23 protein-coding genes and 1 pseudogene are annotated in these 26,017 nt (G+C 69.3%); 4 read left to right on the top strand and 20 right to left on the bottom strand.

Going from position 1 to position 26,017, the window contains the following annotated elements; translation table 11 throughout:
* Positions 1–170 precede the first annotated feature (170 nt).
* A pseudogene (locus I1A62_RS41255) lies at positions 171–1,828 on the top strand (Hsp70 family protein).
* On the opposite strand, the gene tsaD reads toward I1A62_RS41255, so the two are convergent.
* From tsaD to I1A62_RS41220, 7 genes are read right to left on the bottom strand one after another with little or no spacing between them, the layout of a single operon-like run.
* Positions 1,821–2,858: a tRNA (adenosine(37)-N6)-threonylcarbamoyltransferase complex transferase subunit TsaD gene (gene tsaD, locus I1A62_RS41250; protein ID WP_206005491.1), complete on the bottom strand. Its 1,038-nt coding sequence runs from the start codon at positions 2,856–2,858 to the stop codon at positions 1,821–1,823. The pseudogene I1A62_RS41255 and the gene tsaD overlap by 8 nt on opposite strands.
* Positions 2,855–3,334 (bottom strand): ribosomal protein S18-alanine N-acetyltransferase, encoded by a 480-nt coding sequence (rimI, locus tag I1A62_RS41245; protein ID WP_124394596.1) that lies wholly within the window; start codon positions 3,332–3,334, stop codon positions 2,855–2,857. Before rimI ends, tsaD begins: the two co-directional genes overlap by 4 nt.
* On the bottom strand, positions 3,331–3,990 hold the full coding sequence (tsaB, locus tag I1A62_RS41240) for a tRNA (adenosine(37)-N6)-threonylcarbamoyltransferase complex dimerization subunit type 1 TsaB (protein WP_124394595.1): 660 nt from the start codon (positions 3,988–3,990) through the stop codon (positions 3,331–3,333). Before tsaB ends, rimI begins: the two co-directional genes overlap by 4 nt.
* A gap of 49 nt (positions 3,991–4,039) precedes the next feature.
* Positions 4,040–4,528, bottom strand: a complete 489-nt coding sequence (tsaE, locus tag I1A62_RS41235) for a tRNA (adenosine(37)-N6)-threonylcarbamoyltransferase complex ATPase subunit type 1 TsaE (protein WP_087558438.1) — start codon at positions 4,526–4,528, stop codon at positions 4,040–4,042.
* Positions 4,518–5,582 carry an alpha/beta fold hydrolase gene (locus tag I1A62_RS41230; protein ID WP_219457942.1) on the bottom strand — a complete coding sequence of 355 codons (1,065 nt, stop codon included), beginning with the start codon at positions 5,580–5,582 and terminating at the stop codon, positions 4,518–4,520. The genes tsaE and I1A62_RS41230 overlap by 11 nt, the downstream gene beginning before the upstream one ends.
* Before the next feature lie 2 nt (positions 5,583–5,584).
* Positions 5,585–6,790: an alanine racemase gene (gene alr / locus I1A62_RS41225; protein ID WP_124394593.1), complete on the bottom strand. Its 1,206-nt coding sequence runs from the start codon at positions 6,788–6,790 to the stop codon at positions 5,585–5,587.
* Between the two features lie 17 nt (positions 6,791–6,807).
* Entirely contained in the window at positions 6,808–8,289 is a 1,482-nt protein-coding gene (locus I1A62_RS41220) for an NAD(P)H-hydrate dehydratase (RefSeq protein ID WP_219457941.1), read from the bottom strand.
* An 81-nt stretch (positions 8,290–8,370) separates the two neighbouring features.
* Between I1A62_RS41220 and I1A62_RS41215 the strand changes: the two genes are divergently transcribed.
* Positions 8,371–8,745 (top strand): cupredoxin domain-containing protein, encoded by a 375-nt coding sequence (locus I1A62_RS41215; RefSeq protein ID WP_124394591.1) that lies wholly within the window; start codon positions 8,371–8,373, stop codon positions 8,743–8,745.
* Positions 8,746–8,774: 29 nt separating this feature from the next.
* On the opposite strand, the gene glmS is transcribed toward I1A62_RS41215, so the two are convergent.
* Positions 8,775–10,637, bottom strand: coding sequence for a glutamine--fructose-6-phosphate transaminase (isomerizing) (glmS, locus tag I1A62_RS41210; RefSeq protein ID WP_087558443.1), 1,863 nt, complete (start codon positions 10,635–10,637; stop codon positions 8,775–8,777).
* Positions 10,638–10,734: 97 nt separating this feature from the next.
* On the opposite strand from glmS, the gene I1A62_RS41205 reads away from it, so the two are divergent.
* A complete protein-coding gene (locus tag I1A62_RS41205) occupies positions 10,735–11,571 on the top strand; it encodes a dienelactone hydrolase family protein (protein ID WP_219457940.1) in 837 nt (278 codons plus the stop codon).
* A gap of 9 nt (positions 11,572–11,580) precedes the next feature.
* On the opposite strand, the gene I1A62_RS41200 is transcribed toward I1A62_RS41205, so the two are convergent.
* From I1A62_RS41200 to ddaH, 8 genes are all read right to left on the bottom strand, one after another.
* Positions 11,581–11,799: a hypothetical protein gene (locus I1A62_RS41200; protein ID WP_124394588.1), complete on the bottom strand. Its 219-nt coding sequence runs from the start codon at positions 11,797–11,799 to the stop codon at positions 11,581–11,583.
* Positions 11,796–13,955 carry a hypothetical protein gene (locus I1A62_RS41195; RefSeq protein WP_257890671.1) on the bottom strand — a complete coding sequence of 720 codons (2,160 nt, stop codon included), beginning with the start codon at positions 13,953–13,955 and terminating at the stop codon, positions 11,796–11,798. Before I1A62_RS41195 ends, I1A62_RS41200 begins: the two co-directional genes overlap by 4 nt.
* Positions 13,952–14,260 carry a type VII secretion target gene (locus I1A62_RS41190; protein WP_124394586.1) on the bottom strand — a complete coding sequence of 103 codons (309 nt, stop codon included), beginning with the start codon at positions 14,258–14,260 and terminating at the stop codon, positions 13,952–13,954. Before I1A62_RS41190 ends, I1A62_RS41195 begins: the two co-directional genes overlap by 4 nt.
* An 86-nt stretch (positions 14,261–14,346) precedes the next feature.
* Entirely contained in the window at positions 14,347–15,684 is a 1,338-nt protein-coding gene (gene glmM, locus I1A62_RS41185; protein WP_124394585.1) for a phosphoglucosamine mutase, read from the bottom strand.
* A 136-nt stretch (positions 15,685–15,820) separates the two neighbouring features.
* The gene (gene rpsI, locus I1A62_RS41180; RefSeq protein ID WP_043825651.1) at positions 15,821–16,357 is read right to left on the bottom strand and encodes a 30S ribosomal protein S9; all 537 of its coding nucleotides are present in this window, start codon (positions 16,355–16,357) and stop codon (positions 15,821–15,823) included.
* Positions 16,354–16,797 (bottom strand): 50S ribosomal protein L13, encoded by a 444-nt coding sequence (rplM, locus tag I1A62_RS41175; protein WP_005239728.1) that lies wholly within the window; start codon positions 16,795–16,797, stop codon positions 16,354–16,356. The genes rpsI and rplM overlap by 4 nt, the downstream gene beginning before the upstream one ends.
* Before the next feature lie 168 nt (positions 16,798–16,965).
* Positions 16,966–18,192, bottom strand: a complete 1,227-nt coding sequence (gene rocD / locus I1A62_RS41170; RefSeq protein WP_219457937.1) for an ornithine--oxo-acid transaminase — start codon at positions 18,190–18,192, stop codon at positions 16,966–16,968.
* 6 nt (positions 18,193–18,198) lie between these two features.
* On the bottom strand, positions 18,199–19,113 hold the full coding sequence (gene ddaH, locus I1A62_RS41165; protein WP_219457935.1) for a dimethylargininase: 915 nt from the start codon (positions 19,111–19,113) through the stop codon (positions 18,199–18,201).
* Between the two features lie 81 nt (positions 19,114–19,194).
* Here ddaH and I1A62_RS41160 point away from each other — a divergent pair, with 81 nt between their 5' ends.
* Entirely contained in the window at positions 19,195–19,647 is a 453-nt protein-coding gene (locus I1A62_RS41160; RefSeq protein ID WP_124394582.1) for an Lrp/AsnC family transcriptional regulator, read from the top strand.
* Between the two features lie 79 nt (positions 19,648–19,726).
* Here I1A62_RS41160 and I1A62_RS41155 read toward each other — a convergent pair whose 3' ends face one another.
* From I1A62_RS41155 to eccCa, 4 genes are all read right to left on the bottom strand, one after another.
* A complete protein-coding gene (locus I1A62_RS41155) occupies positions 19,727–20,008 on the bottom strand; it encodes a WXG100 family type VII secretion target (protein WP_219457933.1) in 282 nt (93 codons plus the stop codon).
* 43 nt (positions 20,009–20,051) lie between these two features.
* The gene (locus I1A62_RS41150; RefSeq protein WP_124394580.1) at positions 20,052–20,369 is read right to left on the bottom strand and encodes a WXG100 family type VII secretion target; all 318 of its coding nucleotides are present in this window, start codon (positions 20,367–20,369) and stop codon (positions 20,052–20,054) included.
* A gap of 132 nt (positions 20,370–20,501) precedes the next feature.
* Positions 20,502–21,908, bottom strand: coding sequence for a type VII secretion-associated protein (locus tag I1A62_RS41145; protein ID WP_257890670.1), 1,407 nt, complete (start codon positions 21,906–21,908; stop codon positions 20,502–20,504).
* Positions 21,890–25,891, bottom strand: coding sequence for a type VII secretion protein EccCa (eccCa, locus tag I1A62_RS41140; RefSeq protein WP_219457932.1), 4,002 nt, complete (start codon positions 25,889–25,891; stop codon positions 21,890–21,892). Before eccCa ends, I1A62_RS41145 begins: the two co-directional genes overlap by 19 nt.
* Positions 25,892–26,017 lie beyond the last annotated feature (126 nt).

Below are 26,017 nucleotides of genomic sequence, written 5' to 3'. Positions count from 1 at the left end.
ATCGAGCGCCATCTTCGTCTTCGGAGGCCGGAAGTCGGGAGCGAAATCCGTTTGTTTTCTGTAACGTTCAGATAACAGTCGCCGATTCAACGGGCAGGGAATACCCGCTGAACAGGGCGTTCCGGCAGAGACAGCAGGTCACGCGTCGAAAACGTGAGGGGGTGTGTGTGATGGGTATGTCCCTGGGGATGTCGACCGGCGCGGCAGGTGTCAGTTCCGCGCTCGTCACCACCGCCTCCAACGGCGCGCAGAACGTCGAGTTCCGTTACCTGTCCGCCGATCAGGCCCACACCGACCTCGGCGACCTGGTCCGGTCGTCGATCTCGTTGATGACCACCCAGGTTCCCGCCGATCCCACCACGCCCGACGCGTTCGCCGTCGCGTATCGGACGCAGGAGCAGGCCCACTCGATCCGCAGCGCCGTCAGCAGGCAGCGCCATCGCGTGCACCTCGTGCCCGAGACCGCGGCCACCCTCACCTACCTGCGCCACACCGGCGAGGTCGCGCAGCATGCCACCGTCGCGATCGTCGACTTCGGCGAGTCCGGGTTGTCCGTCGCCGTCGTCGATCAGGTGGACGGCACCGTCCTGCACGCCGACCGCACGAGCCACGTGAGCGGCACCGGATTCGACGACCTGATCTTCCACCATGTCGTCGGCAGCCTCACCACCCCGCATCCCCTGCGGCACCTGGACCGGGATCTGCTCTCGGCGCGGTGCCGCGTCGCCAAGGAGCAGTTGTCCTCGGAGCCGAAGTCGCACGTCGACATCGATCTGCAGGGCATCCGCCCGATCGAGATCAGCCGCACCGGGTTCGACGAGATCGCCGCACCGACCGTCCGGGTCGCGGTGGAGTTCATCCGCGCCACGATCGCCGACTCCCCGCGCCGACCCGAGGCTCTGGCCCTGGTCGGTGGCGGCGCGAACATTCCCGCGATCACCGCCGCCGTGACCGGGGCCTTCACCGCACGGGTCATCGCAGTGCCCGAGCCCGACACGGCGACCGCGAAGGGGGCGGCGCTGCTCGCCGTGTCCTCCGCCATCCGCGACTACCCGCCCACCGAGTCGAACCGCCCCGGTTCCGCCGCGAAGGTGTCGGGGGCTCTCGTCGGCGCGCTCGTGGTCGGCGGCCTCGTTCTCGGTTACGGCGTCAAGGAACTCGCGCCCGCACCCGATCCCAACGTCTCCCCAGCGGGCACCGACATGTTCCAGACCACCGAGCAGGTCGCGACCACGACGACCGACGAACCTCCCGCCACGCGGATCCCGTCGTACGATCCGACGCCGACGTCGGAGTACTACCCCAATCAGGTCGCCCCGCCCACGTCCGAACCGCAGACGGATCGGACTCCCGCGCAGGCGCCCGATTCGACGACCGAGACGACGCCCCCGCGTACCACCACCCCGCTACCGACCCCCACGGCTCCCGCACGTCCGACGCTGCCCGGAACAGAGCCGCCGCAGCCCTCGTGGCCGCACATCGAGTGGCCCGCGATTCCGCCGCTGTGGCCGCAGGTTCCCGGTGAGTCGACGCCGAACGAGCCGAGCCCCGTCGCGCCCGCACCCGGCGGTCCCGAAGCGGCACCGCCGCCGAACGGGGCGCCCACTGCACCCGCCGAATCCACCGCGCCCGCGGCACCCCCGCGCCTGCGGCGCCGACCGCGCCCCCGGAGTCGGTGCCCGCCGCCCCCGAAGGGCTGTTCCCGATGATCCCGGCGCCGGGCACGGTTGCTCCGAGTGCTCCCGCCGGGGCGCAGCCGAGCGGCGCTCAGCCCGGTGAGGCGCTGACTCCCCCGGCCACGCAGACCGTCACCATTCCGGTCAGCTGAACACCTGGCTGGTCGCCACCGACAGTCCGGGGTCACTGGCCACGGTCAGCAGGGAAGGCGCGGCGCCACCGGCGATCAGATGCGCGCCGAGCGAGGCGATCATCACTCCGTTGTCGGTGCACAGACGCGGTTTCGGGACCCGCAGGGTCAGACCGGCTTCGGCGCAGCGTTCCTCGGCGAGCGCCCGGATGCGTGAGTTGGCGGTGGCGCCGCCACCGAGCACCAGTGTGTCCACGCCGACGTCGCGGGCGGCGCGTACCGCTTTCATCGTCAGCACGTCGGCCACGGCCTCCTGGAAGCTCGCGGAGATGTCCGGCACCGAGTACGCCTCGTCCGCCCGCTCCTTCGATTCCACGTACCGCGCGACCGCCGTCTTCAGGCCGGAGAACGAGAAGTCGTGCCGTGCGTCCCGGGGTCCGGTCATGCCGCGCGGGAACGGAATCGCGTTCCGGTCGCCGTCCTGCGCCGCGGCGTCGAGGGCGGGGCCACCGGGGAATCCGAGTCCGAGGAGACGGGCCACCTTGTCGAACGCTTCGCCTGCGGCGTCGTCCACGGTGGTGCCCAGTTCGACGATGGGCTTCGCGAGGTCCTCGACGTGCAGCAGGTGGGTGTGCCCACCGGACACGAGCAGCGCCACGCAGGGCGGCATCGGTCCGTGCTCGAGGGTGTCCACCGAAACGTGCCCGCCGAGGTGGTTCACCGCGTAGAACGGGACGTCCCATGCCGCCGCATACGCTTTCGCGGCCGCGACACCGACGAGCAGGGCCCCGGCCAGACCGGGTCCGATGGTGACGGCGAGTGCGTCCGGCTTGACGATCCCGGCGACGGCGAGCGCCCGCCGCATCGTCGGGACGATCGCCTCGAGATGCGCGCGGGACGCGACCTCCGGCACCACGCCGCCGTAGCGTGCGTGCTGGTCGACGCTGGATGCGACCTCGTCCGCGAGGAGCTCGCAGGTTCCGTCGCCGTTCCACCGGACGATGCCGACTCCGGTCTCGTCACAAGAGCTTTCGATCCCCATGACGATCATTGCAGCGGCTCCTCACCCGTTCCGGGGCGACGCATCGTGAAGGCGTCCGCACCGCTCGGTTGGTAGTACTTCTTACGGGTTCCCACGATCTCGAATCCTTCACGTCGGTACAGGGCGATCGCCGCGTCGTTGTCGGTGCGCACCTCGAGAAACACCGGGCCGCCCCTTGTGTCGGCCACCCGCAGCAGTTCGTCGAGCAGGGCCCCGCCGATCCCCCGCCGCTGGCACGCCGGGTCGGTCCCGATCGTGTGGATCTCGGATTCGGGGTGCGAACCGTTGCCCAGCAGCGCGATTCCGGCGTATCCCACGACGTGGCCGGTGTCGTCGCGCGCCACGGCGTAGTGCACGTGCGGGGCGGCGAGTTCCGCCCTGAACGCCTGCGCGCTCCAGGGGCCGTCGCCGGCGAAGAGGAGGGTCTCGAGCTCCGCGCACCGTTCGGCGTCGGCGGCCGCCATCGGTTCGATGCGGAACGTCATTTCTTCCGGTCCGCCAGTTCCACCGCATCGGGGCGTCGCAGATAGAGTGGGACGAGCGCCGCCGGGGCCGCACTGCCGAACAGCGCATCCGCGGCCACCGCGACCAGCCCTGCGGGCGAGGGGGTTTCCACCGGTTCGACCGGCAGATCGAAGAAGTCGACGTGTGACGGCGATCCCGCCACCACCTCGGACGGCATCGGCTCGAGCTCGCGCGGCTTCACCACCGCGGGACCCTCCACCCGGACGCCCGCCGAATAACGCGCCCAGTACACCTCGCGCCGGCGGGCGTCCGTGACGACGAGCAGATTCCGGTCACCGTCCACCTGCGCCGCGATGGCGTCGAGGCTGCACACCCCGTGCACCGGAATGCCGAGGGCGTCGGCGAACGCGGCGGCGGTGGCCATCCCCACGCGCAGACCCGTGAACGGACCCGGCCCGGCCCCGACGACCACCGCGTCGAGGTCCGCGGGGACGTGCCGCGCCTCGGCGAGGCACTCCAGGATGTGCGGGGTGAGCACTTCCGCGTGCGCGCGCGGGTTGACCGTCACCCGCACCGCGAGCGTGTGGACCGACTCCACCGATGCGGAGCCGGCCGAAACCCGGACGACTCCGGCGGTCACGGCAGGCGTGGACGTGTCGATGGCGAGAACAAGCACGGTAACTGAGGGTACTCGCACGTCAGAACCGCTCCCGACACCCGACCCGTCAGGAAATCCACTCCCAGTGGGCCGTGCGGACATCCGACTCCGGTTCGCGGCGCAGGCGTACCCGGAGATGACGATCGACCAGCTGCTCGACGATGCCCTCACCCCATTCGACGACGACAACGGCTGCGGCCAGGTCGGTGTCGAGGTCGAGTGCGTCGAGTTCGTCCAGCGCGTGCGGGCCGCTTCCGCCCAGTCGGTACGCGTCCACGTGCACCATCCCGACCGGCGCACCCCCACCCGGACGGGTGCCCGCCCGGTGCTCCCGCGCGATGACGAATGTGGGCGAAGTCACTCTCCCCTGTACGCCGAGGCCGGCACCGATTCCCTTCGTCAGTGCGGTCTTCCCCGCACCGAGAGGTCCGTCGAGCACCACGAGATCACCGGCGACGAGTCCCCGGGCCAGGTTCCGCCCGAACTCCTCGGTGTCCTCCGCCGTCGCCAGCACCACGGTCCCGCTCACGGGCAGTACTCCTTCCTCAGCCGACATCGGACTGCTCACGCGATTCGAATGTGGCCAGGCCGCGATGCAACAACCGGTCGACCGCGTCCGACACCACCGACGGGAACTCGAGCTGCACCAGGTGGCCGGCGCCGCGCACCCGCACCAGTTCGGACTCCGGCAGGTCCGCCGCCAGTTTCCGGGAACTGCCGAACGGGATCGTCATGTCGCTGTCGCCGCACACCACGACGGACGGGGTGTGTTCGAGCGCCTCGAGTGACGCGGACTCGTCGTGCAATTCGAGCGTGCGCAGGAAGTTCACGATGGTGACCACCGACGTCCGGTCCAGCATGGAGTCGGAGAACTTGTGCAGCCGCGGACTCACGTCCGTGCCGTACGACGCCGCCCGCAGGATGGGGGTGATCAGGACGCGGGCCGCGCCGCGCGCGTGCTGGACGAGTTCGGGCGAGGTCCGGACAGCGAGCCGGAAGCCGTCGATGACCGGGTTCTGCAGGTTCCGCGTCAGTCCGGTCTCACTGAGCCCGGCCGCAGCCGTGGCCACCAGACCGGCACCGATCACCCGCTCCGCCACCAGCTCGGGCCGCTGCCCGGCGAAGGCGAGCACCGTCATCCCACCCATCGAATGCCCCACCAGCACAATCGGTCCGGTGGGGGCCTTCGCCTCGACGACGGTCGCGAGATCGGCGCCGAGCTGAGCGATGGTGCAGCTCGCGGCGGACGGCACACCCGAATCGCCGTGCCCGCGTTGGTCGTAGAACACCATCCGCACGTCGTCGCCCCACCGCTCGGCGAGCTGACGGCGCTGGAAGTGCCACGACGTCATGTCCAGGCAGTATCCGTGCACGAACACCGCCGTCACCGGGGCGATCTCCGGGCCCACCTCGCGGACGGCGAGCGCGACGCCGTCCTCTGCGACCACCACGCTGCGCCGGTCCCGCGACATCAGGGTGAAGTCCTCGTCGCCGTAGATCTCACGCCCCGGCCGGGTCGCACTGCGCACCGCGTTGACACCCGCCACCGAGCCGAGCGCCAGCGCGCTCAGCACACCGCCGACGAGTCCCAGCCGCTTCGACACACCCATGCCTACGTGCCCGTCCCACCGACGTAGCTGCGCACCGTGCGTCCGCGCACCCCCGTCACCACCTCGTAGTGGATGGTGTCGAGCTTGTCGGCCCACTCCTGTGCGATCGGCTCGCCGAGGTCCCCGTTGCCGAAGAACACCGCGGTGTCCCCCTCCCGGACTCCCCCACCGTCCGGGCCGAGATCTACGACCACCTGGTCCATGCAGACACGTCCGATCCCCGGACGTCGCTCCGCACCCAACTGGACCTCGAATCGGCCGCTCAGCGAACGCGGGAGCCCGTCCGCGTACCCGAACGGCAGCAACGCCACCGTCGTGTCCCGGGGTGCCACCCACTGGTGCCCGTAGGACACGCCTTCACCTGCCGCCACCTTCTTCACCAGAGCCACCCTCGATCGCAGTGTCATCGCCGGTCGCAACCCGAACTGACCGAGTTCGGGAACGGGCGACAACCCGTATATCGCGATTCCCGGGCGAACCATGTCAAAACGCAGGTCGGGGCGGGTCAGGGTGGCCGCGGAATTGGACAGGTGCACCACTTCGGGGACCAGCCCGTGACGCTTGGCGTCCGCGATCGCACCGACCAGTCGATCGCGCTGGGAATCGATCCACGCGTGGTGCGGCTCGTCGGCGTGGGCCAGATGCGAGAAGATGCCGCGCAGCCGCACCGACCCCTCGGCCTGCGCGCGCGCCAGGTCGACGAGGACCTGCTCCAGTTCGTCGGGCGCCACCCCGTTGCGGTTCAGGCCGGTGTCGACCTTCATCGTGACGATCGCCGTGGTGCCGACGCTCCGCGCCGCAGCCACCACCGAGGCGAGGTGGCGTGGCGAAGAGACGCCGAGTTCGACGCCGGCCGCGATCGCGGGGGCGAAATCGGCGTCGACGGTGTGCAGCCACGCGAGGACGGGCGCGTCAATTCCCGCCCGACGCAGCGTCAGCGCCTCCGACACCGTCGTCACACCCAGTTCCGACGCTCCCGCGGCCAGCGCCGCGCGGGCCACGGCTACCGCACCGTGGTTGTAGCCGTCCGCCTTCACGACGGCCATCATCGCCGCGCCCCGAGCGCTGTCGCGCAGGATCCCGACGTTGTGCGCAATCGCGTCCAGATCCACCACTGCCTCGGCCTGCGGTGCCGGCGCCGCCTGCGCGGGCGCTACGGGTTCGCTGTGTCCGTGATCGTCGGCCGGTACTGCTTCAGCAAGCGTCATATGTTCGATCCTGCCATTCACGAGGTGGCCGGCATTTCCTCGGGTGACACCCCCGCACGGAGAACCCTGATCGACTCCCTGAGGTGCGCGAGCAGCGTCCCCGCGGAGATCGGTGCAGTTCCGCGCCCCGCGGAGAGGTCGGCGCCGCCGCCTCGCGCCGCCAGATTCGCGGCCAGGGAGTGTGCGCGCGCACCCACCGCGGCGGCCCGGTCCGGGGTGAGGCCCGCGGCCATGAGTGCGCCGATGATCCCGGCGAGCACGTCCCCCGCCCCCGCCGTGGCGGACCACGACCCGCCCGCCTCGTTGACGAACACAAGGCCGGAGGGTCCGGCGATCACCGTGGCACGCCCCTTGAGCAGCACGTGCGCGTTCCAGTCGGCCGCGAGCGTGCGCACCGACGCCACCCGGTCGGGACCCGGATCCTTCCCCGTCAGCCGGGCGAACTCCCCGGCGTGCGGTGTCAGCAGCGTCGCTGCCGTCCGCGAGCGCACCAGGTCGGGGTCCTCGGCGAGCAGGGTCAGTCCGTCCGCGTCGACCAGTACGGGCACGTCGGCGTCGAGCACCGTCCGCAACGTCCGGCGGGCGGCGTCGTCGGTGCCCATGCCCGGCCCGACCACCCACGACTGGACGCGTCCGGCCTTCGCGAGTTCGGCGGTCGCGATCACCTCCGGCGCATGCGCGAGCACCTCGCCCGTGCACGGCCCGGCATAGCGGACGAGCCCCGACGTGGCGGTGACCGCCGCTCCCGTGCACAGGACCCCGGCTCCGGGGTAACCGTCGCTGCCCGCGACCACCCCCACCACGCCCTGCGAGTACTTGTCGTCCTCGGCTCCCGGCACCGGCCACGCCGCGCCCACGTCGGCGGCGTCGAGCGAGGTGATCCCGGCGTCGCCGAGCGACAGTCCGACGCGCACCAACTCGACTCGGCCACACTTCGCCGCGCCGAGCGCGTGAACCGGTTTGAGGGCGCCGAACGCCACGGTGACGGCGGCGCGCACGGCGGGCCCGTCGACAGCGCCCGTGTCCGGATCCACACCACTCGGCAGATCCGCCGACACGATCGGCGCCTCGATCCGGTCGACCAGCGCAGCGGCATCGGGCCGCAGCGGTCCCCGGCCGGAGATTCCGACGATCCCGTCGATCACCAGATCGGGCAGACCGAGGTCGTCGGACGGGGCGGCCACCCGTCCGCCGGCCGCGGTGAACGCCGCCAGGCCGGCCGCGTGCGCCTTCTCCGGTTTCAGCAGCACCGCGGTGGCGGCGACACCGCGCTTCCGCAGCATCGCCCCCGCCCACAGCGCGTCCCCGCCGTTGTCGCCGGACCCCACCAGCACCGTGATCGTGCGGCCGGCGACACCGCCGGTCCGCGCCCGCAGTTCCGCCGCCACCACCGTGGCCAGTCCGTGTGCGGCGCGTCGCATCAGTGCGCCGTCGGGAAGGGACGCCAGCAACGGCGCCTCCGCGGCTCGAACCTCGTCAGCGGTGTAGTAGCCCCGCATGGGAACTCCTCGTCGAGCCGGCCCCACGGCCGGCCGCTGTGCAGTGAAGGGTCGGTACCGGGTCAGACTACGCTCGACGTCATGCGTGGACGTGGAAGCTCGTGGATCGCCGGAGTGGCTCTCGCCGCGAGCATTTCGATGACAGCCGTCGTATCCGGGTGCAGTTCGCCCGCCGAGGAGGCACCCGAGGCGACGACCGGACCCGTCGTGCAGGTCGCGAACATGGCGTATGCGCCCTCGACGATCACCGTCCGGGCCGGAGACACGGTCACCTGGAATTTCGACGACCGGGGCGTCACCCACGACGTGGTGGGTGTCGGGGCCGCGAAGAGCGTGCTGCGGAGCCGGCTGATGCAGACCGGCACGTTCACGTACACGTTCACCGAACCGGGCACCTACGAGTACACCTGTTCGCTGCACCCGGACATGACGGGCACCGTCGTCGTCACTCCGTAGGGCGCGGCCGGGCCGCGCCCTGCGGAGCGTTATTCGACGGTGACGGACTTGGCGAGGTTACGCGGCTTGTCGACGTCGTAACCCCGTGTCTGCGCGACCTCCGCCGCGAAGACCTGCAACGGCACCGTCGACAGCAGCGGCTGCAGCAGCGTCGGCGCCGCCGGGATCTCGATCAGGTGGTCGGCGAACGGCCGCACGGCCTCGTCGCCTTCCTCCGCGATCACCACGGTCCGCGCACCGCGGGCCTGGATCTCCCGGATGTTGCTGAGCAACTTCGAGTGCAGCACCGCGCGCCCCTTGGGCGACGGCATCACCACGATCACCGGCAACCCGTCCTCGATCAGCGCGATCGGCCCGTGCTTGAGTTCGCCGGCCGCGAAGCCCTCGGCGTGCATGTACGCCAGCTCCTTGAGCTTGAGCGCACCCTCGAGTGCAACCGGGTAGCCCACGTGGCGGCCCAGGAACAGCACCGTCGACGACGACGCCAGCTCCCGCGCCAGCGCCCGCACCGGTTCCACCGTCTCGAGTACCCGGCTCACCAGAGCGGGCATCGCCTCGAGATCGGCGTACTCGCGTGCCACCTCGTCCGGATACTTGGTGCCGCGGGCCTGTGCGAGAGCCAGACCGACCAAGTAGTTCGCCGTGACCTGCGCGAGGAACGCCTTGGTCGACGCGACACCGATCTCCGGACCGGCCCGGGTGTAGAGGACGGCGTCGGCCTCGCGGGGAATCTGCGCACCGTTCGTGTTGCAGACCGCCAGCACCCGCGCCTTCTGATCCTTCGCGTGGCGCACCGCCTCGAGGGTGTCGGCCGTCTCACCGGACTGCGAGATGGCGACGACCAGCGTCGACCGGTCCAGGACCGGGTCGCGGTAGCGGAATTCGCTGGCCAGCTCGACCTCGACAGGCAACCGGGTCCAGTGCTCGATGGCGTACTTCGCGAGCAGCCCCGAGTGGTAGGCACTGCCGCAGGCGACGACGAAGACCTTGTCGACGTCGCGCAGCTCCTGATCCGACAGTCGCTGCTCGTCGAGAACGATCTTCCCGTCCGCGAAGTGACCGAGCAGGGTGTCCGCGACCGCGCCCGGCTGCTCCTCGATCTCCTTGAGCATGAAGTAGTCGTGGCCGCCCTTCTCGGCGGCGGCAAGGTCCCAGTCGATGCGGAACGGGCGGCCCTGCGCCTCGGATCCGTCGAAGTTCAGAATCGAGTACCCGTCCGCGGTGATCACCACGACCTGGTCCTGTCCCAGCTCGACCGCGTCGCGGGTGTGCTCGATGAACGCCGCGACATCGGACCCGAGGAACGTCTCGCCCTCGCCGACACCGATGACCAGCGGCGTCGAGCGACGCGCCGCGACGATGGTGTCCGGGTGATCGGAATGCGTGAAGACGAGCGTGAACGCACCCTCCAGCCGGCGCAGCACGCTCAGCGCGCTCGCGACGAAGTCGCCTGCCGTCTCGCCCGACGCGTAGGCCCGCGCGACGAGGTGCACCGCGACCTCGGTGTCGGTGTCGCTGGCGAAGTCGATTCCGTCGTGCTCGAGTTCGGCCCGCAACGGGGCGAAGTTCTCGATGATGCCGTTGTGGACGACGGCGACCGTGTTCCCCGCATCACGGTGCGGGTGCGCGTTGCGGTCGGTGGGCCGGCCGTGCGTGGCCCACCGGGTGTGCCCGATCCCCGTGCTCCCGGTGAAGTGCTCGGCCCCGACCTCGTCGAGTTCGGCCTCCAGATTCGCGAGACGCCCCGCCTTCCGCTCGACCGCCATTCCGCCCTGCCCGTCGAGCACGGCGATGCCGGCAGAGTCGTATCCGCGGTATTCCATTCGCCGCAAAGCCTCCACCACAACAGTCAGAGCCTGCCGGTGGCCGACGTATCCCACGATTCCGCACATGGTTCATCAGGGTACTTGGACCGGCCGACGCCGCGAAGTCGGAGTGTGGGCCGCATCGGCTCTCTCGCCGGGCCGCGAATCGGATAACGTTCTCCCCGTGGCGCCGAAACCGAAGACCCTGGCCCGTGAACTGTCCAAGCGGGGACCGCACCGCGTGCTGCGCGGTGACCTCGCCCTCGCCGGACAGCCGGGCGTCGTATACACGCCCGCATCAGGCTTCAACCTGCCCGCCGTCGCGTTCGCGCACAGCTGGATGGCAGGTGCCGACCACTACCGGAAGACGCTCGAACATCTGGCGTCGTGGGGAATCGTTGTGGCCGCCCCCGACAGCGAACGCGGTCCCGTGCCCTCTCACCTGGGCCTCGCCACCGACCTGCGGGCCACCCTCGACATCTGTGTCGGTGTGCGTCTCGGTCCGGGACAGATCAGCGTGCGGCCCGACCGCGTCGCTTTCGCAGGCCACGGCATGGGTGCGGGTGCGGCAGTGCTCGCCGCCGCCCAGCAGGACGTGGCTGCGGTCGCCGCCCTGTTCCCGGCGCCGACAGCGCCGAAGGCCGAGAGGTATGCGTCCAAGATCACAGCGCCGGGGCTCGTCGTGGCCGGTGCCGACATCGACACCATGAACAGCAACGCCAAGGCGCTGGCCGAGGCGTGGGGCGGCGAGCACGTCCTGCGCGCCGTCAACGGCGCCTCGGAGTCCGGGCTCACCGAAGGTCGCCGCCTGCTGGGCGCACTCGGCATCGGCGGTTCGGAACGCAAGACGCAGCAGATCACCCGCGCACTGCTGACCGGCTTCCTGCTCTACCACCTCACCGAGGACAAGAAGTACGACGTGTTCGCGGAGGCGGACGCCGAACTTCCCCACACCACCCTCGTCGATCCGCACGAGGAGCACACCAAAGCCGGGTTCCAGGGCGTGCTCCCGCACATCTGAGCTACTCCCTCACACCAGCCAGCTGCGGGGACGGTAGTACTCGTCGTCATCGTCGAGGGTTCGCGGTCGCGGCGGCAACACCGGCGACACTGCAGCCGCGGGCTCGCTGCGGCTCGCTGCGGTTGCCTCGTCTCTCACTCTGCGTTCGTCGATCCGCTCCCGGAACAGTTCCAGGTCGGCGCGCATCTGTGCCCGTTGTGCCCGCAGCTGGGCGGCGCGGTGGCTCACAGCGGACCGGCCTCGGCCAGCTCGGCGCCGCTGTCGAGTCCGGCGACCGGACCGGTCGCGAGTTCGGGTGCAGACCGCGGTTCCTGCGGCGGGGCCGGTTCGGCAGGCGCCGCGGGGACCGGCTCCGGCTGCATCGTCACCACCTGCGGCGGCGGGACGGTCGCGGCGTCCCCGGCGGGTGCAGGGGTCGGTGCATCCTCGTGGTCCGGCACGGCGTCCCCGACAGGCGGCCCGTCTTCGGTGGTCGTTGCCGATGCGCCCTCTGCTCCAGCGTCGACGTGCGATTCCGGGTCCGGCTCGGCGGGCGCGCAGTCGGCACCGCCGGGGTCTCCATCGGCCGCAGCGTTTTCGGCGAGAATCTGCGGCAGGCCGTCCGGGCCGATCTCGATCCCGAATCTGGCCGTCCCGCCGTGTCCGTCGCTCATCTCGAGATGAATCCCCTGACCGTCCGCATCGACGGCCAGCGTCCACGATTTCCCGTCGAGGTCCAGTTCGAGACTCTTGCCGTGAGCCGGCTCGCCTTCGTCCGCAGGCGGATCGTCGAGTTCGTCGGGGTTGCCGTCCTCGTCGGCCCTGTCGGTGAGGCCCGAGAGGGTGTCCTCGATCAACGGGCGCAGGATCGACCCGAGATCCGCCAGCCCTCCCGCCAGTCCCTGCCGCACAATATCGCCAAGGCCGGGCACGTTTCCCGCGCCCGGGACGGCGCCCGGTGCCGGCACGAGCGACCCGGGAATACCAGGAATACCAGGAATCCCGGGCATCGCGGGCATCGCGGGCATCGCGGGCACGACCGGAGCGGTCGCCATAGGTGCCGCGGACGCCGGCGGTGCGGCTCCGATCGGAGATGCCGCGGCGATCGGAGGTGCGGCGATCGGAGGTGCGGCGGCCGCCGGACCGGTGTTCGCGTCGCCTCCACCGGATCGAGGCGGGACGTAGGCGGGGCCGTCGTTCGCGGGTGCCGCGGCCGGTCCGGCCGGCCCAGCAGGTGCGGGACCCGGTCCCGGTGCCGCGGCCGGGACGGTGCCCGCGTTCTGCGCCTCGGGTGCACTCGGTGCGGGCGCCGGTTCGGGTGTGTCCTCGGGCCGGAACCCGGGCGGCACCTCGATCGACCGTGCCTCGGCGACGACGGCGTCGTAGGCGGCGTGCACCGCTTCGGCGCAATCCGCGCAGGCAGCGGTGAACTCCTGTTGCTTCTCCTCGTACACGCGCCGGAAGTTCGCGTCGAGCCAGTCCTTGGTGATTCCAGCGGCCCGCCGCACCACGTCATCACGATCGAGGCGACGCAGGGCACCGGCGCCCCCGTCCTTGTACAGGCCGTTCACGTGCCGGTAGTCGTCGTCGGCGAGTTCGGGGAACCAGTAGGACGCGTCTTCCATGCAATCCTTCGCGACGGAATTGTCGCCGTCCTTGCCCTCGGCGTAGATCTGCGCGAGGACGTCGATCTGCGCGGCGCTGTACCCCCCGACCGTCGGCTGGTGCAGCGACACCACCTTGTACGCCTTGTTCGTCACGGCGGCGCTCAGGGTGAGGTTCGCTTCGAACAGCACCTCGGCGAGGTCTCGGAGCCGATCGACGGTGGCGGCGGACTCGACGTTCCGGCGATCAGCGGCATCGATCGCCGCCGACGCCGCGATTCCGCTCCACCCGGTTCGCACCGCGGTGACACATTTCTCGTTGTCGTCGAGTTCCGCGCGGGCCGCGTCGATGCTGCGTCCGAGGGTGTCGACGTCGCGGGCGAGCGCGTGCAGGCGCATCCCCCGCTCGGCGTCGAACCGCGCGTAGTAGTCGGTGAGCTCGAGGGATTCGTATCCCAGTCTTCTCGCGGCGGGCAGGAACAACTCGAAGAATTCGAGCCCGCGAGCGCCGAGATCGAGCATGTCCTCGGGATCGTTGAGCGAATCCGGGCGCAGGTGCTCGCCCAGCGCGAGCCGGGATGCGTTGGCGGCCTGGGCGTCGCTGCCGTGCTCGAGCAGCACCGCGTACCGCTGGTCGGCGGACGGCGTCCGGTCACGTGAGCCGAGTCCGTACTCGTCGAGGTACGGCTGAAAAGACGACTTGTCTTCCTCCCGGGAGGCGGCCCACGCCTGGAGGAGTTGCTCCTTGAATTCGCGGCTCAGGTTCGGGTCTTCGATCAGCGTTCTGGGATCGGTGGTCACCACTGCACCCCGTTCACGTCGGCGGCCACGTCGGCGTCCGTTCCGGAGTAGCGCGCCGCGGCGGCCCGGAACGTGTGACCGAACGATTCCGCGTCTGCGGCCCACTGCTCGAGCGCGACTCCGACTACGTCGAGCGCATCCCGCACCGCGTCACCTTTCGCGGTGTAGTCGCGGCCCGCCTGCGCCCCGGCGAACTCCAGCCGGCCGGTCTCGACGGCCTGCTGTCTCAGGACCTCCGCCGACCGCAACAGCCTGGTGCCCGCGTCCGTCACCAGCGCGACGTCCACCTCGAGTCCCTCGCCCATTGCCCCACCCTCTCTTCGCGACCTACTGCATTAGACGCGACAGCGCACCGATCGGTTCCCCCGGCCGATCGGTGCGCTGTGTCCGTTCACACGGAGGCGACGGTGCCCGCCAGTTCGTCGGCGAGTTTACGAGCCACTTCGAGGTCGGAAGCCTCGACCATCACCCGCACGAGTTGCTCGGTGCCGGACGGCCGCAGGAGCACCCGGCCGTTCTCGCCGAGGCTGCGCTCCGCGGCCAGTACCGCGTCGAGCACCACCGGTGAGGCGGCGACGGCACGTTTGTCGGCGACCTTCACGTTGATCAGGACCTGCGGGAGCGTCGTCATCGCCGACGCCAGTTCCGCGATCGGCTGCCCGGTTTCCGCCATCCGGCCCATCAGCCGCAGCCCCGTCAGCACTCCGTCGCCGGTGGTGCCGAAGGCGGGGAACACGACGTGACCGGACTGTTCGCCGCCCAGGCTGAAGCCGCCGGATCGGAGTCCCTCGAGGACGTAGCGATCACCGACAGCCGTCGTGACCAGCGAGATTCCGGCCTCGCGCATGGCGATGTGCAGGCCGAGATTGCTCATGACGGTCGCGACGAGGGTGTCGTCGGCAAGTTCGCCCGCATCGCGCATGCCGAGGGCGAGCACGGTCATGATGGCGTCGCCGTCGATGAGGGAACCGCCTGCGTCGACGGCGAGGCATCGATCAGCGTCCCCGTCGTGTGCGAGCCCCAGGTCGGCGCCGTGCTGGACGACGGCCTTCTGCAGGCCCTCGAGGTGCGTCGATCCGCAGTTCTCGTTGATGTTGAGCCCGTCGGGTTCCGCGTTGATCGCGACGACGGTGGCGCCGGCGGCCCGGTAGGCGGCGGGTGCGACGTCCGAGGCCGCGCCGTGCGCACAGTCGACCACCACGGTCAGTCCGTCGAGGCTGTTCGGGAGCGCGGTCGTCAGGTGCTGCAGGTACCGGTCCGCGGCGTCCGGCACCGTGCGGACACGTCCGATCCCGGCCCCGGTGGGCGCCCGCCGGGTCGCGGTGCCGGTGGCGACGGATTCGATCCGATCTTCGACCTCGTCGTCGAGTTTGTGTCCGCCTGCCGCGAAGATCTTGATGCCGTTGTCGGGCATCGGATTATGCGAGGCGGAGATCATGACACCGAGAGCCGCGTCCAGTTCCGCGGTCAGGAACGCCACCGCGGGTGTCGGCAGCACCCCGACGTTCAGGACGTCGACACCGGCAGACGTCAGGCCCGCGACGACCGCCGCCTCGAGCATTTCGCCGCTGGCTCTCGGGTCACGGCCGACCACAGCCGTCTTGCGTCCGCCCGAACCCGGCGCCGCCAGCACCGTCGCGGCAGCGGAGGCCACCTGCAACGCCAACTCGGCGGTCAACTCGGTATTCGCGAGACCACGAACCCCATCCGTCCCGAACAATCGACCCATAGACCAGACCCCTCGCACCTAGAAAACCCATTACATCTCGGATAAAGCACGAGAGCAGGCGTCCGGTAACGATGGACGCCTGCTCTCGGGAAGAACAGTGCCGAAGCCGACCCCGGAGGGCGGCTTCGGCGACACATCAGCGCTTCGAGTACTGAGATGCCTTGCGGGCCTTCTTCAGGCCGTACTTCTTGCGCTCGACGGCGCGGGCGTCACGCGTGAGGAAGCCGGCGCTCTTGAGAGCCGGACGGTCCTCGGGGGTGACCTCGATGAGCGCGCGGGCGATGGCGAGACGCAGTGCGCCGGCCTGTCCGGACGGTCCGCCACCGTGCAGCAGCGCCACGATGTCGAAGGACTCGGCACGCTCGACCGTGACCAGCGGAGCCTTGATCAGCTGCTGGTGCACCTTGTTCGGGAAGTAGTCCTCGATGGTGCGGCCGTTGAGCTTGAAGTCGCCCGAACCGGGGGTCAGACGGACGCGGACAACCGCTTCCTTACGACGACCGACGGTCTGGATGGGGCGATCGATCACGATCGGGGCCTGCGGCGCAGCAGCGGCCTCGATGTCCTCGGCGACCTCGGGCTCCTCGACGGACACGTACTCGTCCGCCGCGACCTCGACAACCTCGGTGATCTCTTCGGGGTTGGACACGTTCTGCTCCTCCGGCGCCGTCACTGGGCCACCTGCTTGATCTCGAATGGCACCGGCTGCTGCGCGGCGTGGGGGTGGTTCGGGCCCGCGTAGACCTTCAGCTTGCTGCTGATGGCGCGACCCAGCTTGTTCTTGGGGAGCATGCCGACGATGGCCTTCTCCACGAGGCGGTCGGGGTTCTTGTCGAGAACCTCACCGACGGAGCGGGACTTCAGACCACCGGGGTGTCCGGAGTGGTGGTAGAGGAACTTGCCCTCGCGCTTGTTGCCGCTGATCGCGACCTTCTCGGCGTTGATGATGACGACGAAGTCGCCGCCGTCAACGTGCGGTGCAAAGGTGGGCTTGTGCTTGCCGCGCAGCAAGTTGGCTGCCTGGACGGCAAGGCGGCCGAGCACCACGTCAGTGGCGTCGATGACGTGCCACGTGCGGGTCACATCTCCGGCCTTCGGGGTGTACGTAGACACAGAACTTCCTCGTCTTGTTCAATCCGCTGCTGGCCATTGCGTATCGTCGAGCGATTCCCGGCGGCCAGTTGAGACCCGAGAACCGCCAGCCACTGCGACACGGAGACGCAGCGGCGCACGGCACGCCAACGGAGAACAATACCGGTCAGGGCGCCCCAGGGTCAAAACTCACTCGGCGAGCGCATCGGCGAGCTGTTCGACCGCCCATGTCAGCTCGTCCCGTTCGATCACCAGCGGCGGGGCGATGCGGATCGTGCCCTCGTGCGCGTCCTTCGCGAGGACCCGGCGGGCCAGGAGTCTTTCACAGATCGTCCGGGCGGCCGGCATACCGTCGGCCAGCTGGACGCCGGCCCATAGTCCGCGCCCCCGCACCTCCGACACGTGCTCGGGCGGCAACTGCGACAGCATCTCGTGCAGGTAGGCGCCCAGCTCACGGCTCCGCTGCTGATATTCGCCCGTCTCGAGCAGGTCCACCACCGCACTGCCCACCGCGCATGCGAGCGGGTTGCCCCCGAACGTGCTGCCGTGCTGTCCGGGGCCGATCACCGCCATCACCGGCCAGTCGGCGACGACGGCGGACACCGGCATCAGGCCGCCGCCGAGCGCCTTGCCCAGCACATACACGTCGGGGGTCACGTTCTCGTGGTCGCACGCGAACGTCTCGCCGGTCCGCCCGAGCCCGCTCTGGATCTCGTCGGCGATCATCAGGATTCCGCGCCGGGTGCAGATGTCCCGGACCGCCGCGAGGTAGCCCGCGGGCGGCACCAGGACTCCGGCCTCGCCCTGGATCGGCTCGAGGAGCACGGCCACCGTGTTCTCGGTGATCGCGGCCTCGAGCGCGTCCGCCTTCCCGTATTCGACGGACGCGAATCCTGCCGGGTAGGGTCCGAACCCCGTGTACGCGTCCGGATCGGACGAGAACCCGACGATCGAGATGGTGCGGCCGTGGAAGTTCCCGGCGCACGTGATCACCTCGGCGCGCCCCGGCGGCACACCCTTGACGTCGTACCCCCACTTGCGGGCCAGTTTCAGCGCGGTCTCGACGGCCTCGGCGCCCGTGTTCATGGGCAGCACCGCTTCCTTGCGGCACAGCCTGCTCAGGTCTTCGCAGAAGGACGCGAAACGGTCGTGCTGGAAGGCGCGGCTGGTCAGGGTGAGCCGGCCGAGTTGTTCGCGCGCCACCCGCACGAGCGCGGGGTGTGCGTGGCCGAAGTTGAGCGCCGAGTATCCGGCGAGAACGTCCAGGTAGTCGACGCCGTCGATTCCCTTCACCCACGCGCCTGCACCCGATTCGATCACCACAGGAAGCGGCGAGTAGTTGTGGGCGCTGTGCTCCTCGGCCCTGCTCAGCTGCTCACGCGTGGCATCAGTCACGGAAACGGCACCGTCCGACATTGCTGGTCACCCCTGACTTTCGTCCCGGATCCCGCGGAACCCGCGGAGCTCCAAAGTGCTGCACTTGATTCCGCCACCGGATTTGAGGAATTCCGAATAGTCGACCGGAACGGGCTCGTACCCACGGTCCGACAACTGTTCGGCCAGGTGTGAAGCCTGCACGGGCAATACCACATTGGCGCCGTCGCTGACCAGGTTGAGGCCGAGCCAGTCGGTGTCCGTCTCCGCCGCGATCACCGCATCGGGGAACATCCGCTCGAGAACTGCGCGACTGTCGGGCGAGAACGCGGCGGGCAGGTACGCGATGGTGCTGTCGTCGAGCACGCCCAGCGCCGTGTTGAGGTGGTAGTAGCGGGGATTCACCAGGTTCAGGGTGATCACCGGACGACCGAGGTGCGCCGACGCCTCGGCGTGCGACCGTCGGTCGGACCGGAACCCCGTTCCGGCGAGGATCACGTCGCCGACGACGAGGAAGTCGCCCTCCCCCTCGTTGACGTACCGCGGCAGGGTGGGCCTGATCAGCCCGTTGTCCCGAAACCACCGGAACACGTGTTCGGCCTCGGCGCGACGCTCGGCGGTCCGGTACCGGGCGCCGAGGGCGACGCCGTCGACGACGAGTCCGCTGTCGGTGACGAACACCATGTCCGGGAGACCCTCGACGGGGTCGATGGTCAGCACCTCGTGGCCGAGCCGCCGGTAGGTGTCCGCGAGTGCACACCACTGCGACATCGCACGGTCCCGGTCCACGGGTTCACCGGGGCGCATCCAGTCGTTGATGGCGTAGACGACGTCGAAATATGTGGGCGGGCACATCAGGTACGTCCGCGGGTGCGCCTGGCGGACGGCGCGGACGGCGTCGCCCGGCGCTACCGCCGGATCCTCGTACGGGTTCTCGGACTCGATACCAGCAGTGGGCGCCATCTCCACTCCCCCTCGATCGGTGTCGGTGACATCAGTATCCACCCACCAAAAGGCCTGATCAATGCGCTAGCGTTCCATCACATGGATGATTCGTTGCGTCTGGACGGGCTCGATCGGCGGATCGTTGCGCGGCTGGAGCGCAACGCACGGTCCAGCTTCGCCACGATCGGCGCCGAGGTCGGACTGTCCGCACCCGCAGTGAAGCGCCGGGTCGATCGACTGGTCGAGTCCGGAGTGATCACCGGATTCCATGCGGTGCTCGATCCCCGCGCCCTCGGCCCCGGCGTCGAGGTGTTCGTCGAGTTGTACTGCAGCGGTCGCACGTCGGCCGTCGAGATCGCGCGGATCGTGTCCCGTCACACCGAGGTTCAGGAGGCGTACACCGTCACCGGCGACGCCAACGCCCTGCTCCGCGTCCGGACCACCGACACCGCGCACCTCGAACGAACGCTGGAGAACCTGCGGTCGGAGCCGGCCGTACTCCAGACCAAGAGCAGTGTCGTCCTCAGCCGCCTGATTCCGCCCGCCGACTGATCCCCCGTCACCAACCACCGAGACGACAGTGCCCCAGCAACCGTGGATTGCTGGGGCACTCGGGTGTGTCACGCGAAGATCAGAGCCACGCCGTGGCGTTCCGGTCTTCCGCAGTCTGCATGTCGATGGCGCCGTCCTGGACGACCTTCGAGATCGTCTGCAGGACCTGGAGCAGATCCTCGTGAGAGCTGTCCCACTTGGCCTGCACAGCCTGGTAGTTGTCCCGCGCACCGCTCTGCCACTGCGCCACGAGGCCGTTCACGTAGCCCTTGAGCTCGTCGTGCGTCTCGCGCAGCTTCGCTTCGTTCGACTTGATGTCGGCCGCCAGCGCCTGCAACTCGGCAAATCCGTACTTCAACATTCGGTGCTCCCCTCGAGCTTCGTAACTGTTCTCGGTGCCGGCGCTAGATGTCGAGCGATCCCGAGGCTCCGGCCGAATGGATCGCGTCCTGGTTGGCCTGCTCGGCGGCGTCGTAGCCCTTGCCGTTCTCGCGGATCTTCACCGCAATCTCGTCCAGCGACTCCTGCATGCGGCGCGAAGCATCTCCGTACCGTGCCATCAGGTTCATGAACGCCGTCTGGGCTCCACCCTGCCAAGCCGACGACGACTCCTCGCAACGGCCCTTGAGGCTGTTGATCGTGCCCTGCAGCTGGCTGTTCACCGTCTGCACGTGATTGGCCGCGACCTCCATCTGGCCGACATCGGTAATAACACCCGCCATGTGTGACTCCTTCTGCTCTCGGTGCGGCGGCCCCCACTGGACTGCCCGAATTCACCCCTACACAAGATTGGACGCGTCATCCGCCCAATCGGTTCCACCTCTGTGGAAGATTTTCCGGCGAAGAGAACTGGGTCACTGGACGATCACCAGCGACCGCACGACGTCTTCGCACACGCTCTCGATCGATTCCCACTCCTCGGCCAGGAACTGGCAGCCGACGCTCACCTGGAGGTCGCGTTCGACGAGGACGTGCCATCGCACCGCGGAACTCTCGTCGGGGAACTCGCTGTACGCGATGCCGGGTCGACCTCCGAACACGACGTCGCGCTCGAGTTCGCCGAACAGTTCGGGTCGGCCGCGCTGCGCAATCTTCGACGCGAGCGTCGCCGCCACCTCGTCGTATCCGGAACCCTCTCGAACCGCGGTCTGCGTGATGATGATTCGCCTGTCTGCTCCACCCGCAGGCACCAACTCCAGCCGTGGCACGGAGGAGGTCGACGCGGCGGGCGCCCGTTCCTTCCATCCGCGCGGCAGCGTCACGCGAATGCCGCCCACCTCGAGGTCCGCGTCCGCCGTGGTGGTGGTCGGCACCGCGGACCGAGTGAGAGTCGGGGTCGGGGCCGCCGGGGCCGCGCTTCCGTCGAGTGCGCGGACCGTTTCGGTGCCGGCATCGGGGTCGCGAAGTGTGAAGACGAGGACGGTTCCGACGACCACTGCCAGCACCGCAGCCACCGCGAGGAACGTGGGCCGCACGTTCCGCCGATAGCCGCGATCCGATCCCTGCAGTGCCGGTTCGAGCCAGTTCGCCTGCGGTACAGCCATCGTCGGCGCCGCTGCATCGACGTCGACCACGCCGGCGGCGAGTGCCCGGGCAATCTCTTCGCCGGTGACGATCCGGACATCGGTGTTCGGGGACGCGACCGCGGTCACGGCGTCCCGCATCGATGCGCGCTCCTGCGAATCTCCGACTCCCGTCAGGATCAGTCCGTCGACAGGGCGATCATCGAATGCCCGCGCGCCGAGTTCCACTATTGCCGCAGCCCACTCGTCGATCCCCTCGTCGGCGCAGAGCGACGGGTCGTGCTCGCATGCGACGACCCGGTATCCGCCGACCTCACCGACCACGTAACTGGCCGTGGCTCCCATCGTCCGGCTTTCGAGCACAAGCCATCGACCACCGGAAGAAACAGCACTCTCGGCCGCCGCAACGGCGACCGGAACCAGCACAGTGTCGGCGGCGATTCGTGAACCCGCGGCGGCGAGCACGTCCCGACGCGCGGAACCCCACTCCGTCGGGTGCGACAGGACCGCCGTCGCGACCGGCGACGCCTTCCCCACACCGCCGATCACAGACCGGAACACCGCGGTCAGTGCGTCGGACACCGCGAGAACACCACCGTCGACGTCGATGTACTCGTCGTCGACGAAGCAGAGCGGTGTCGTCTCGTGTACCGCCCTCGTCGCGCCCTGCACGCAGGACCACATGCCGGATTCAGTGAGGTGAATCGCGACCGTTGACATCACAGCGGGGGCATCCACGCGAGCTGGATCAGGCCGGTACCCGCACGGTTGACCAGCGTTCCGCGTCCGGGAGGCATCGCACTCGGACGAACGGTGCCGATGAGGTTGCCTTCCTCCCGGTTGCCGCTCATCACGAGGCCCGTGGATTGCAGATCGCGCAGGCGTGCGATGACCGGTTCGTACATTGCCCGTGCGGCACCGCCGGAGCGTCGCGCGATGATCAGGTGGAATCCGATGTCACGGGCGTGCGGCAGGAATTCGACGATCGCGGAGACGGGGTTGCCGCTCGAAGTCACGACGAGGTCGTAGTCGTCGATGACGACGAAGATCTCGGGGCCCGACCACCAGGACCGGTCGCGCTGCTGCTGGCGGCTGAAACCGGGACCGGGCATGCGCTCCTTCAGCAGCAACGCGAGATCCCTCATGTTCGTCCCCAGCACGTCCTCGGACGGTGCGTACGAGGCGAGGTGCTCCGTTTCGACGACACCGAGCATCGTGCGCCGGTAGTCGCCGAGAATGATCTTCGCCTGTTTGCTCGTGTTCGACGCCATGATGCCCTCGCAGATGTTCCGCAGGAGCGTCGTCTTACCGCATTCGGTGTCGCCGAACACCAGGAAGTGGGGCTGCTCGGCAAAGTTGAGGAATGTCGGGGCCAACTCGGCCTCGTCGAGGCCGATCGGAATCTGCAGACATGCCTGCGCGGGGTCGAGGTAGGACGGCCACCCCCCAGCAGCGTGGAGCAGATCTTCGCGCGCGATCTGTGCGGGCAGCATTCGCACTGCCGGAGCGGGTCGACCGTGGGTCGCGGCGGCGACGGCCGACACCGCGTGCGCCACCCCGGTTGCCAGGTCGGTCGGATCCGAGTTCCCGTCGAACCTCGGCAACCCGACCAGCAGATGCAGGCTGTCGCGGATCATGCCGCGTCCGGGCCTGCCTTCGGGAACGAGTGCCGCGGTCTTGCGACCGAGGTCGGAATCCGAGGGATCACCGAGCCGCAACTCGATGCGCGTGCCGAGCTGATCCTTGAGCGCGGGCCGGACCTCGCCCCACCGTGACGCGGTGAGGACGACGTGCACGCCGTACGACAACCCCTGCGACGCAAGGTTGGTGATCTGCTGTTCGAGAGCCTCGAAATCCTGACGGATGCTGCCGAACCCGTCGATCACCAGGAAGACGTCGCCGAACGGGTCCTGCGCGAGCCCCGCAGCCGGGCCGCCACTAGCGGGGTCGGACGCGCGCAAACGGCGGAACTCCGCCATCGACTCGACACCGAGTTCGCGGAAACGCTCCTCGCGTTGACGCACGATGGTGTTCATCTCGGCGATGGTGCGCCGCACCCGGTCCACGTCGAGGCGGTTGGCGACCGAGCCGACGTGCGGAAGTCCCGACAGTCCGGCGAGCGTGCCGCCACCGAAGTCGAGGCAGTAGAACTGCACCTGCTCCGCGGAATGGGTGGCGGCCAGCGACGTGATGAGCGTGCGGATCGCAGTGGACTTGCCCGATTGCGGTCCACCCACCACCGCCATGTTGCCGGTGGAGCCGGACAGATCCACGACGAGCGGGTCGCGCCGCTGGTCGTAGGGCCTGTCGATGATCCCGATCGGTGCACGCAGCGAGCTCAGCGCGGGAACCGGTTCGGTGAGAACGGACCTCGGCAGCATCTGGTCGAGGGTCGGCGCGGCGTCGAGGGGCCGCAGCCACACCTCGTGGGCGCGCGGTCCGCGGTCCTTGATCCGCTCGACCACGACGTCGATGGTGGTGCGGGTCTCCGCAGCCTCCTCGGTCAGGTGGAGCGACTGTGGTTCGTCGAGGATCTCGACGACGTCGACGGCAACGGGCGCGGCCGTGAAGATCTTCGGCCGCAGTTCGACCGCCGCCTCACCCGGCCGCCGCACGGTGTCGACCCGACTGCCCTCGTAGGTGCCGGACACGTACGATGCCTGGAAACGGACGATCTCCGCGGAATCGCATTTGAGGTATCCGGCGCCCGGAGTCGCGGGCAGGTGGTAGGCGTCCGGCACGCCGAGCACGGTGCGCGATTCGTTGGCCGAGAACGTCTTGAGGCCGATCCGGTACGACAGGTGGCTGTCGAGGCCTCGCAGTTTGCCTTCTTCGAGCCGCTGACTCGCCAGGAGCAGGTGAATGTGCAGCGAGCGGCCGAGCCTGCCGATGGCGACGAAGAGGTCCGCGAACTCGGGCTGTTGACTGAGCAGTTCGGAGAATTCGTCGACGACGATGAACAGTGCGGGCAGCGGGTCGAGGTCGGCGCCGGCCTGGCGGGCCTTCTCGTATTCGGTGACGTTCGCGAAATTCCCGGAGGAGCGCAGGAGTTCCTGGCGTCGGTTCATCTCACCGGCGAGGGCGTCCCGCATCCGGTCGACCATCGCGAGTTCCTCGGCGAGGTTGGTGATCACCGCGGCGACGTGCGGCGCGTCCTCGAGACCGAGGAACGTGGCTCCGCCCTTGAAGTCGACGAGGACGAGGTTGAGCGCGTCGGGCGAATGCGTCGAGATCAGCCCGAGCACCAACGTCCGCAGGAACTCCGACTTACCGGAACCGGTGGCACCGATGCACAGGCCGTGGGGCCCCATTCCGTTCTCGGCCGACTCCTTGAGGTCGATCTCGACGGGGTGACCGTCGACTCCCACACCGATCGGGACACGCAGGCGGTCGCGGCCCTGGCGGGGCAGCCACGCGTGATCCGGGTTGAGACGGCCGACGTCGCCGATCCCCAGCATCTGGCTCCACGTCTGTACCGGCTGGTCGTCGTCGCCGGCGTCCACCGCCGTCTGCGACGCCGTCCGGTACGGCGCGAGCCGCCGGGCCAGTGTTTCCGCCTGGTGAGCGCTGACGAGGTCCGCTGTGGCGAACATCTCCACTCCGGCCCCGCTGCGGGCGCCGAGGGATCCGTCCTGCGCGACGAGCTGGAGGCCACGCGTAGCCGTCAGTCGCGGGCAGAAGCCGCTGATGTCGAGAACGGAGACCGAGTCGACGCCGCCGTCGGTGATCATCCCCGATTCGCCCTCGAGAATCCCACCGTCGACGACAATGACGAACTGCGGAACACCGGGCGCGGCGGGCGCGTTGCGCGAGAACCGGTTTCGCATCGACAGCTGCGGGCCGAGCGCGGATTCGAGTTCGAGGATCGAGCCGTAGATCATGCGGGACGAACCGACACCGTCGGACGAGTCCGGGTGCTGCGCGTGCGGCAACCACTTCGCCCAGTCCCACTCGTGCTCCGTGTCCGGGCCGCACACGACGGCGACCAGGAGATTGTCCGGGCCGTGGAATGCGCACAACTGCATGAGCATCGACCGCACCAGGGACCGTGCGGTACCCCGGTTCCCTTCCACGGAGATGGCCGCGAAGCCGCGCAGCGACACCGCGGTGGGCAGATCCTGAACGACGGAGTGGGCGCGGACGAAGCGACGAAGCGACACCGCTGCAACCGGTTCCAGGTCCTCTACCGGTCCGGTCTCCGGCGCGATCAGGCGGGTCGCGAGGCGCTGGCTTCCCCGGCCGACGCGCACGTGGCAGTAGTCGGGGTCGGTGATGCGGCGTTCCCACATGCGCGCCGTGCCTGCGAGGGTCCAGAGCAGGCCGGGTTCGGGGTGACTCCAGTCGAGCGCTTTTCGCTGCTGCTCGCCGGTCTCGCTGACGTCGCGCCGCAGCTGATCGAGGTAGCGCAGGTAGTCCTTGCGGTCTTCGTTGGCCTCCGCCGCTTTCGGGCCGCCACGGCCACCGCCTGCCAGCATGCCGAGCATCGACACCATCATCATGACGGGAAAGAGCATCGACATCGGATTACGGGCCATGCCCGACGAGAACATCAGGGCCATCATCCCGACCATGGCGACGACCATGACCACGGGAAGGAGCTTGGTCAGAAGGTTTCCGGGAACCAGACGTGGAATCTCGGGCGGAGCCTGCAGGCTCACTTCGCCGCCCGGAATGCGTGGTACTTCCCGTCGCGCTTTGCGCACGAACCGAATAGTGCTCACTACTCGCCCCCCATGACTACAACCGCCCCGAAAAAACCGTGCAGCCGATCCGATCCCGAAACTCCGGGTCCGCCCCCCTGGGCTCGATCCGCGAAGTCAGACACTAACCCATGGAGGGCGATCGGG

This window comes from Rhodococcus sp. USK10 (assembly GCF_019378875.1).
GTDB lineage: Bacteria > Actinomycetota > Actinomycetes > Mycobacteriales > Mycobacteriaceae > Rhodococcus_F > Rhodococcus_F pseudokoreensis.
The sequence above is the reverse complement of the archived record's forward strand: the minus strand, read 5'-3'. Positions and strand labels throughout refer to the sequence as shown.

Excerpts from the sequence above, each read along its gene's own strand:
- tsaD (WP_206005491.1), bottom strand. The coding sequence starts at position 2,858 with ATGATCGTCATGGGGATCGAAAGCTCTTGTGACGAGACCGGAGTCGGC.
- rimI (WP_124394596.1), bottom strand. The coding sequence starts at position 3,334 with ATGACGTTCCGCATCGAACCGATGGCGGCCGCCGACGCCGAACGGTGC.
- tsaE (WP_087558438.1), bottom strand. The coding sequence starts at position 4,528 with ATGTCGGCTGAGGAAGGAGTACTGCCCGTGAGCGGGACCGTGGTGCTG.
- I1A62_RS41230 (WP_219457942.1), bottom strand. The coding sequence starts at position 5,582 with ATGGGTGTGTCGAAGCGGCTGGGACTCGTCGGCGGTGTGCTGAGCGCG.
- alr (WP_124394593.1), bottom strand. The coding sequence starts at position 6,790 with ATGACGCTTGCTGAAGCAGTACCGGCCGACGATCACGGACACAGCGAA.
- I1A62_RS41220 (WP_219457941.1), bottom strand. The coding sequence starts at position 8,289 with ATGCGGGGCTACTACACCGCTGACGAGGTTCGAGCCGCGGAGGCGCCG.
- I1A62_RS41215 (WP_124394591.1), top strand. The coding sequence starts at position 8,371 with ATGCGTGGACGTGGAAGCTCGTGGATCGCCGGAGTGGCTCTCGCCGCG.
- glmS (WP_087558443.1), bottom strand. The coding sequence starts at position 10,637 with ATGTGCGGAATCGTGGGATACGTCGGCCACCGGCAGGCTCTGACTGTT.
- I1A62_RS41190 (WP_124394586.1), bottom strand. The coding sequence starts at position 14,260 with ATGGGCGAGGGACTCGAGGTGGACGTCGCGCTGGTGACGGACGCGGGC.
- glmM (WP_124394585.1), bottom strand. The coding sequence starts at position 15,684 with ATGGGTCGATTGTTCGGGACGGATGGGGTTCGTGGTCTCGCGAATACC.
- rocD (WP_219457937.1), bottom strand. The coding sequence starts at position 18,192 with ATGTCGGACGGTGCCGTTTCCGTGACTGATGCCACGCGTGAGCAGCTG.
- ddaH (WP_219457935.1), bottom strand. The coding sequence starts at position 19,113 with ATGGCGCCCACTGCTGGTATCGAGTCCGAGAACCCGTACGAGGATCCG.
- I1A62_RS41160 (WP_124394582.1), top strand. The coding sequence starts at position 19,195 with ATGGATGATTCGTTGCGTCTGGACGGGCTCGATCGGCGGATCGTTGCG.
- I1A62_RS41155 (WP_219457933.1), bottom strand. The coding sequence starts at position 20,008 with ATGTTGAAGTACGGATTTGCCGAGTTGCAGGCGCTGGCGGCCGACATC.
- I1A62_RS41150 (WP_124394580.1), bottom strand. The coding sequence starts at position 20,369 with ATGGCGGGTGTTATTACCGATGTCGGCCAGATGGAGGTCGCGGCCAAT.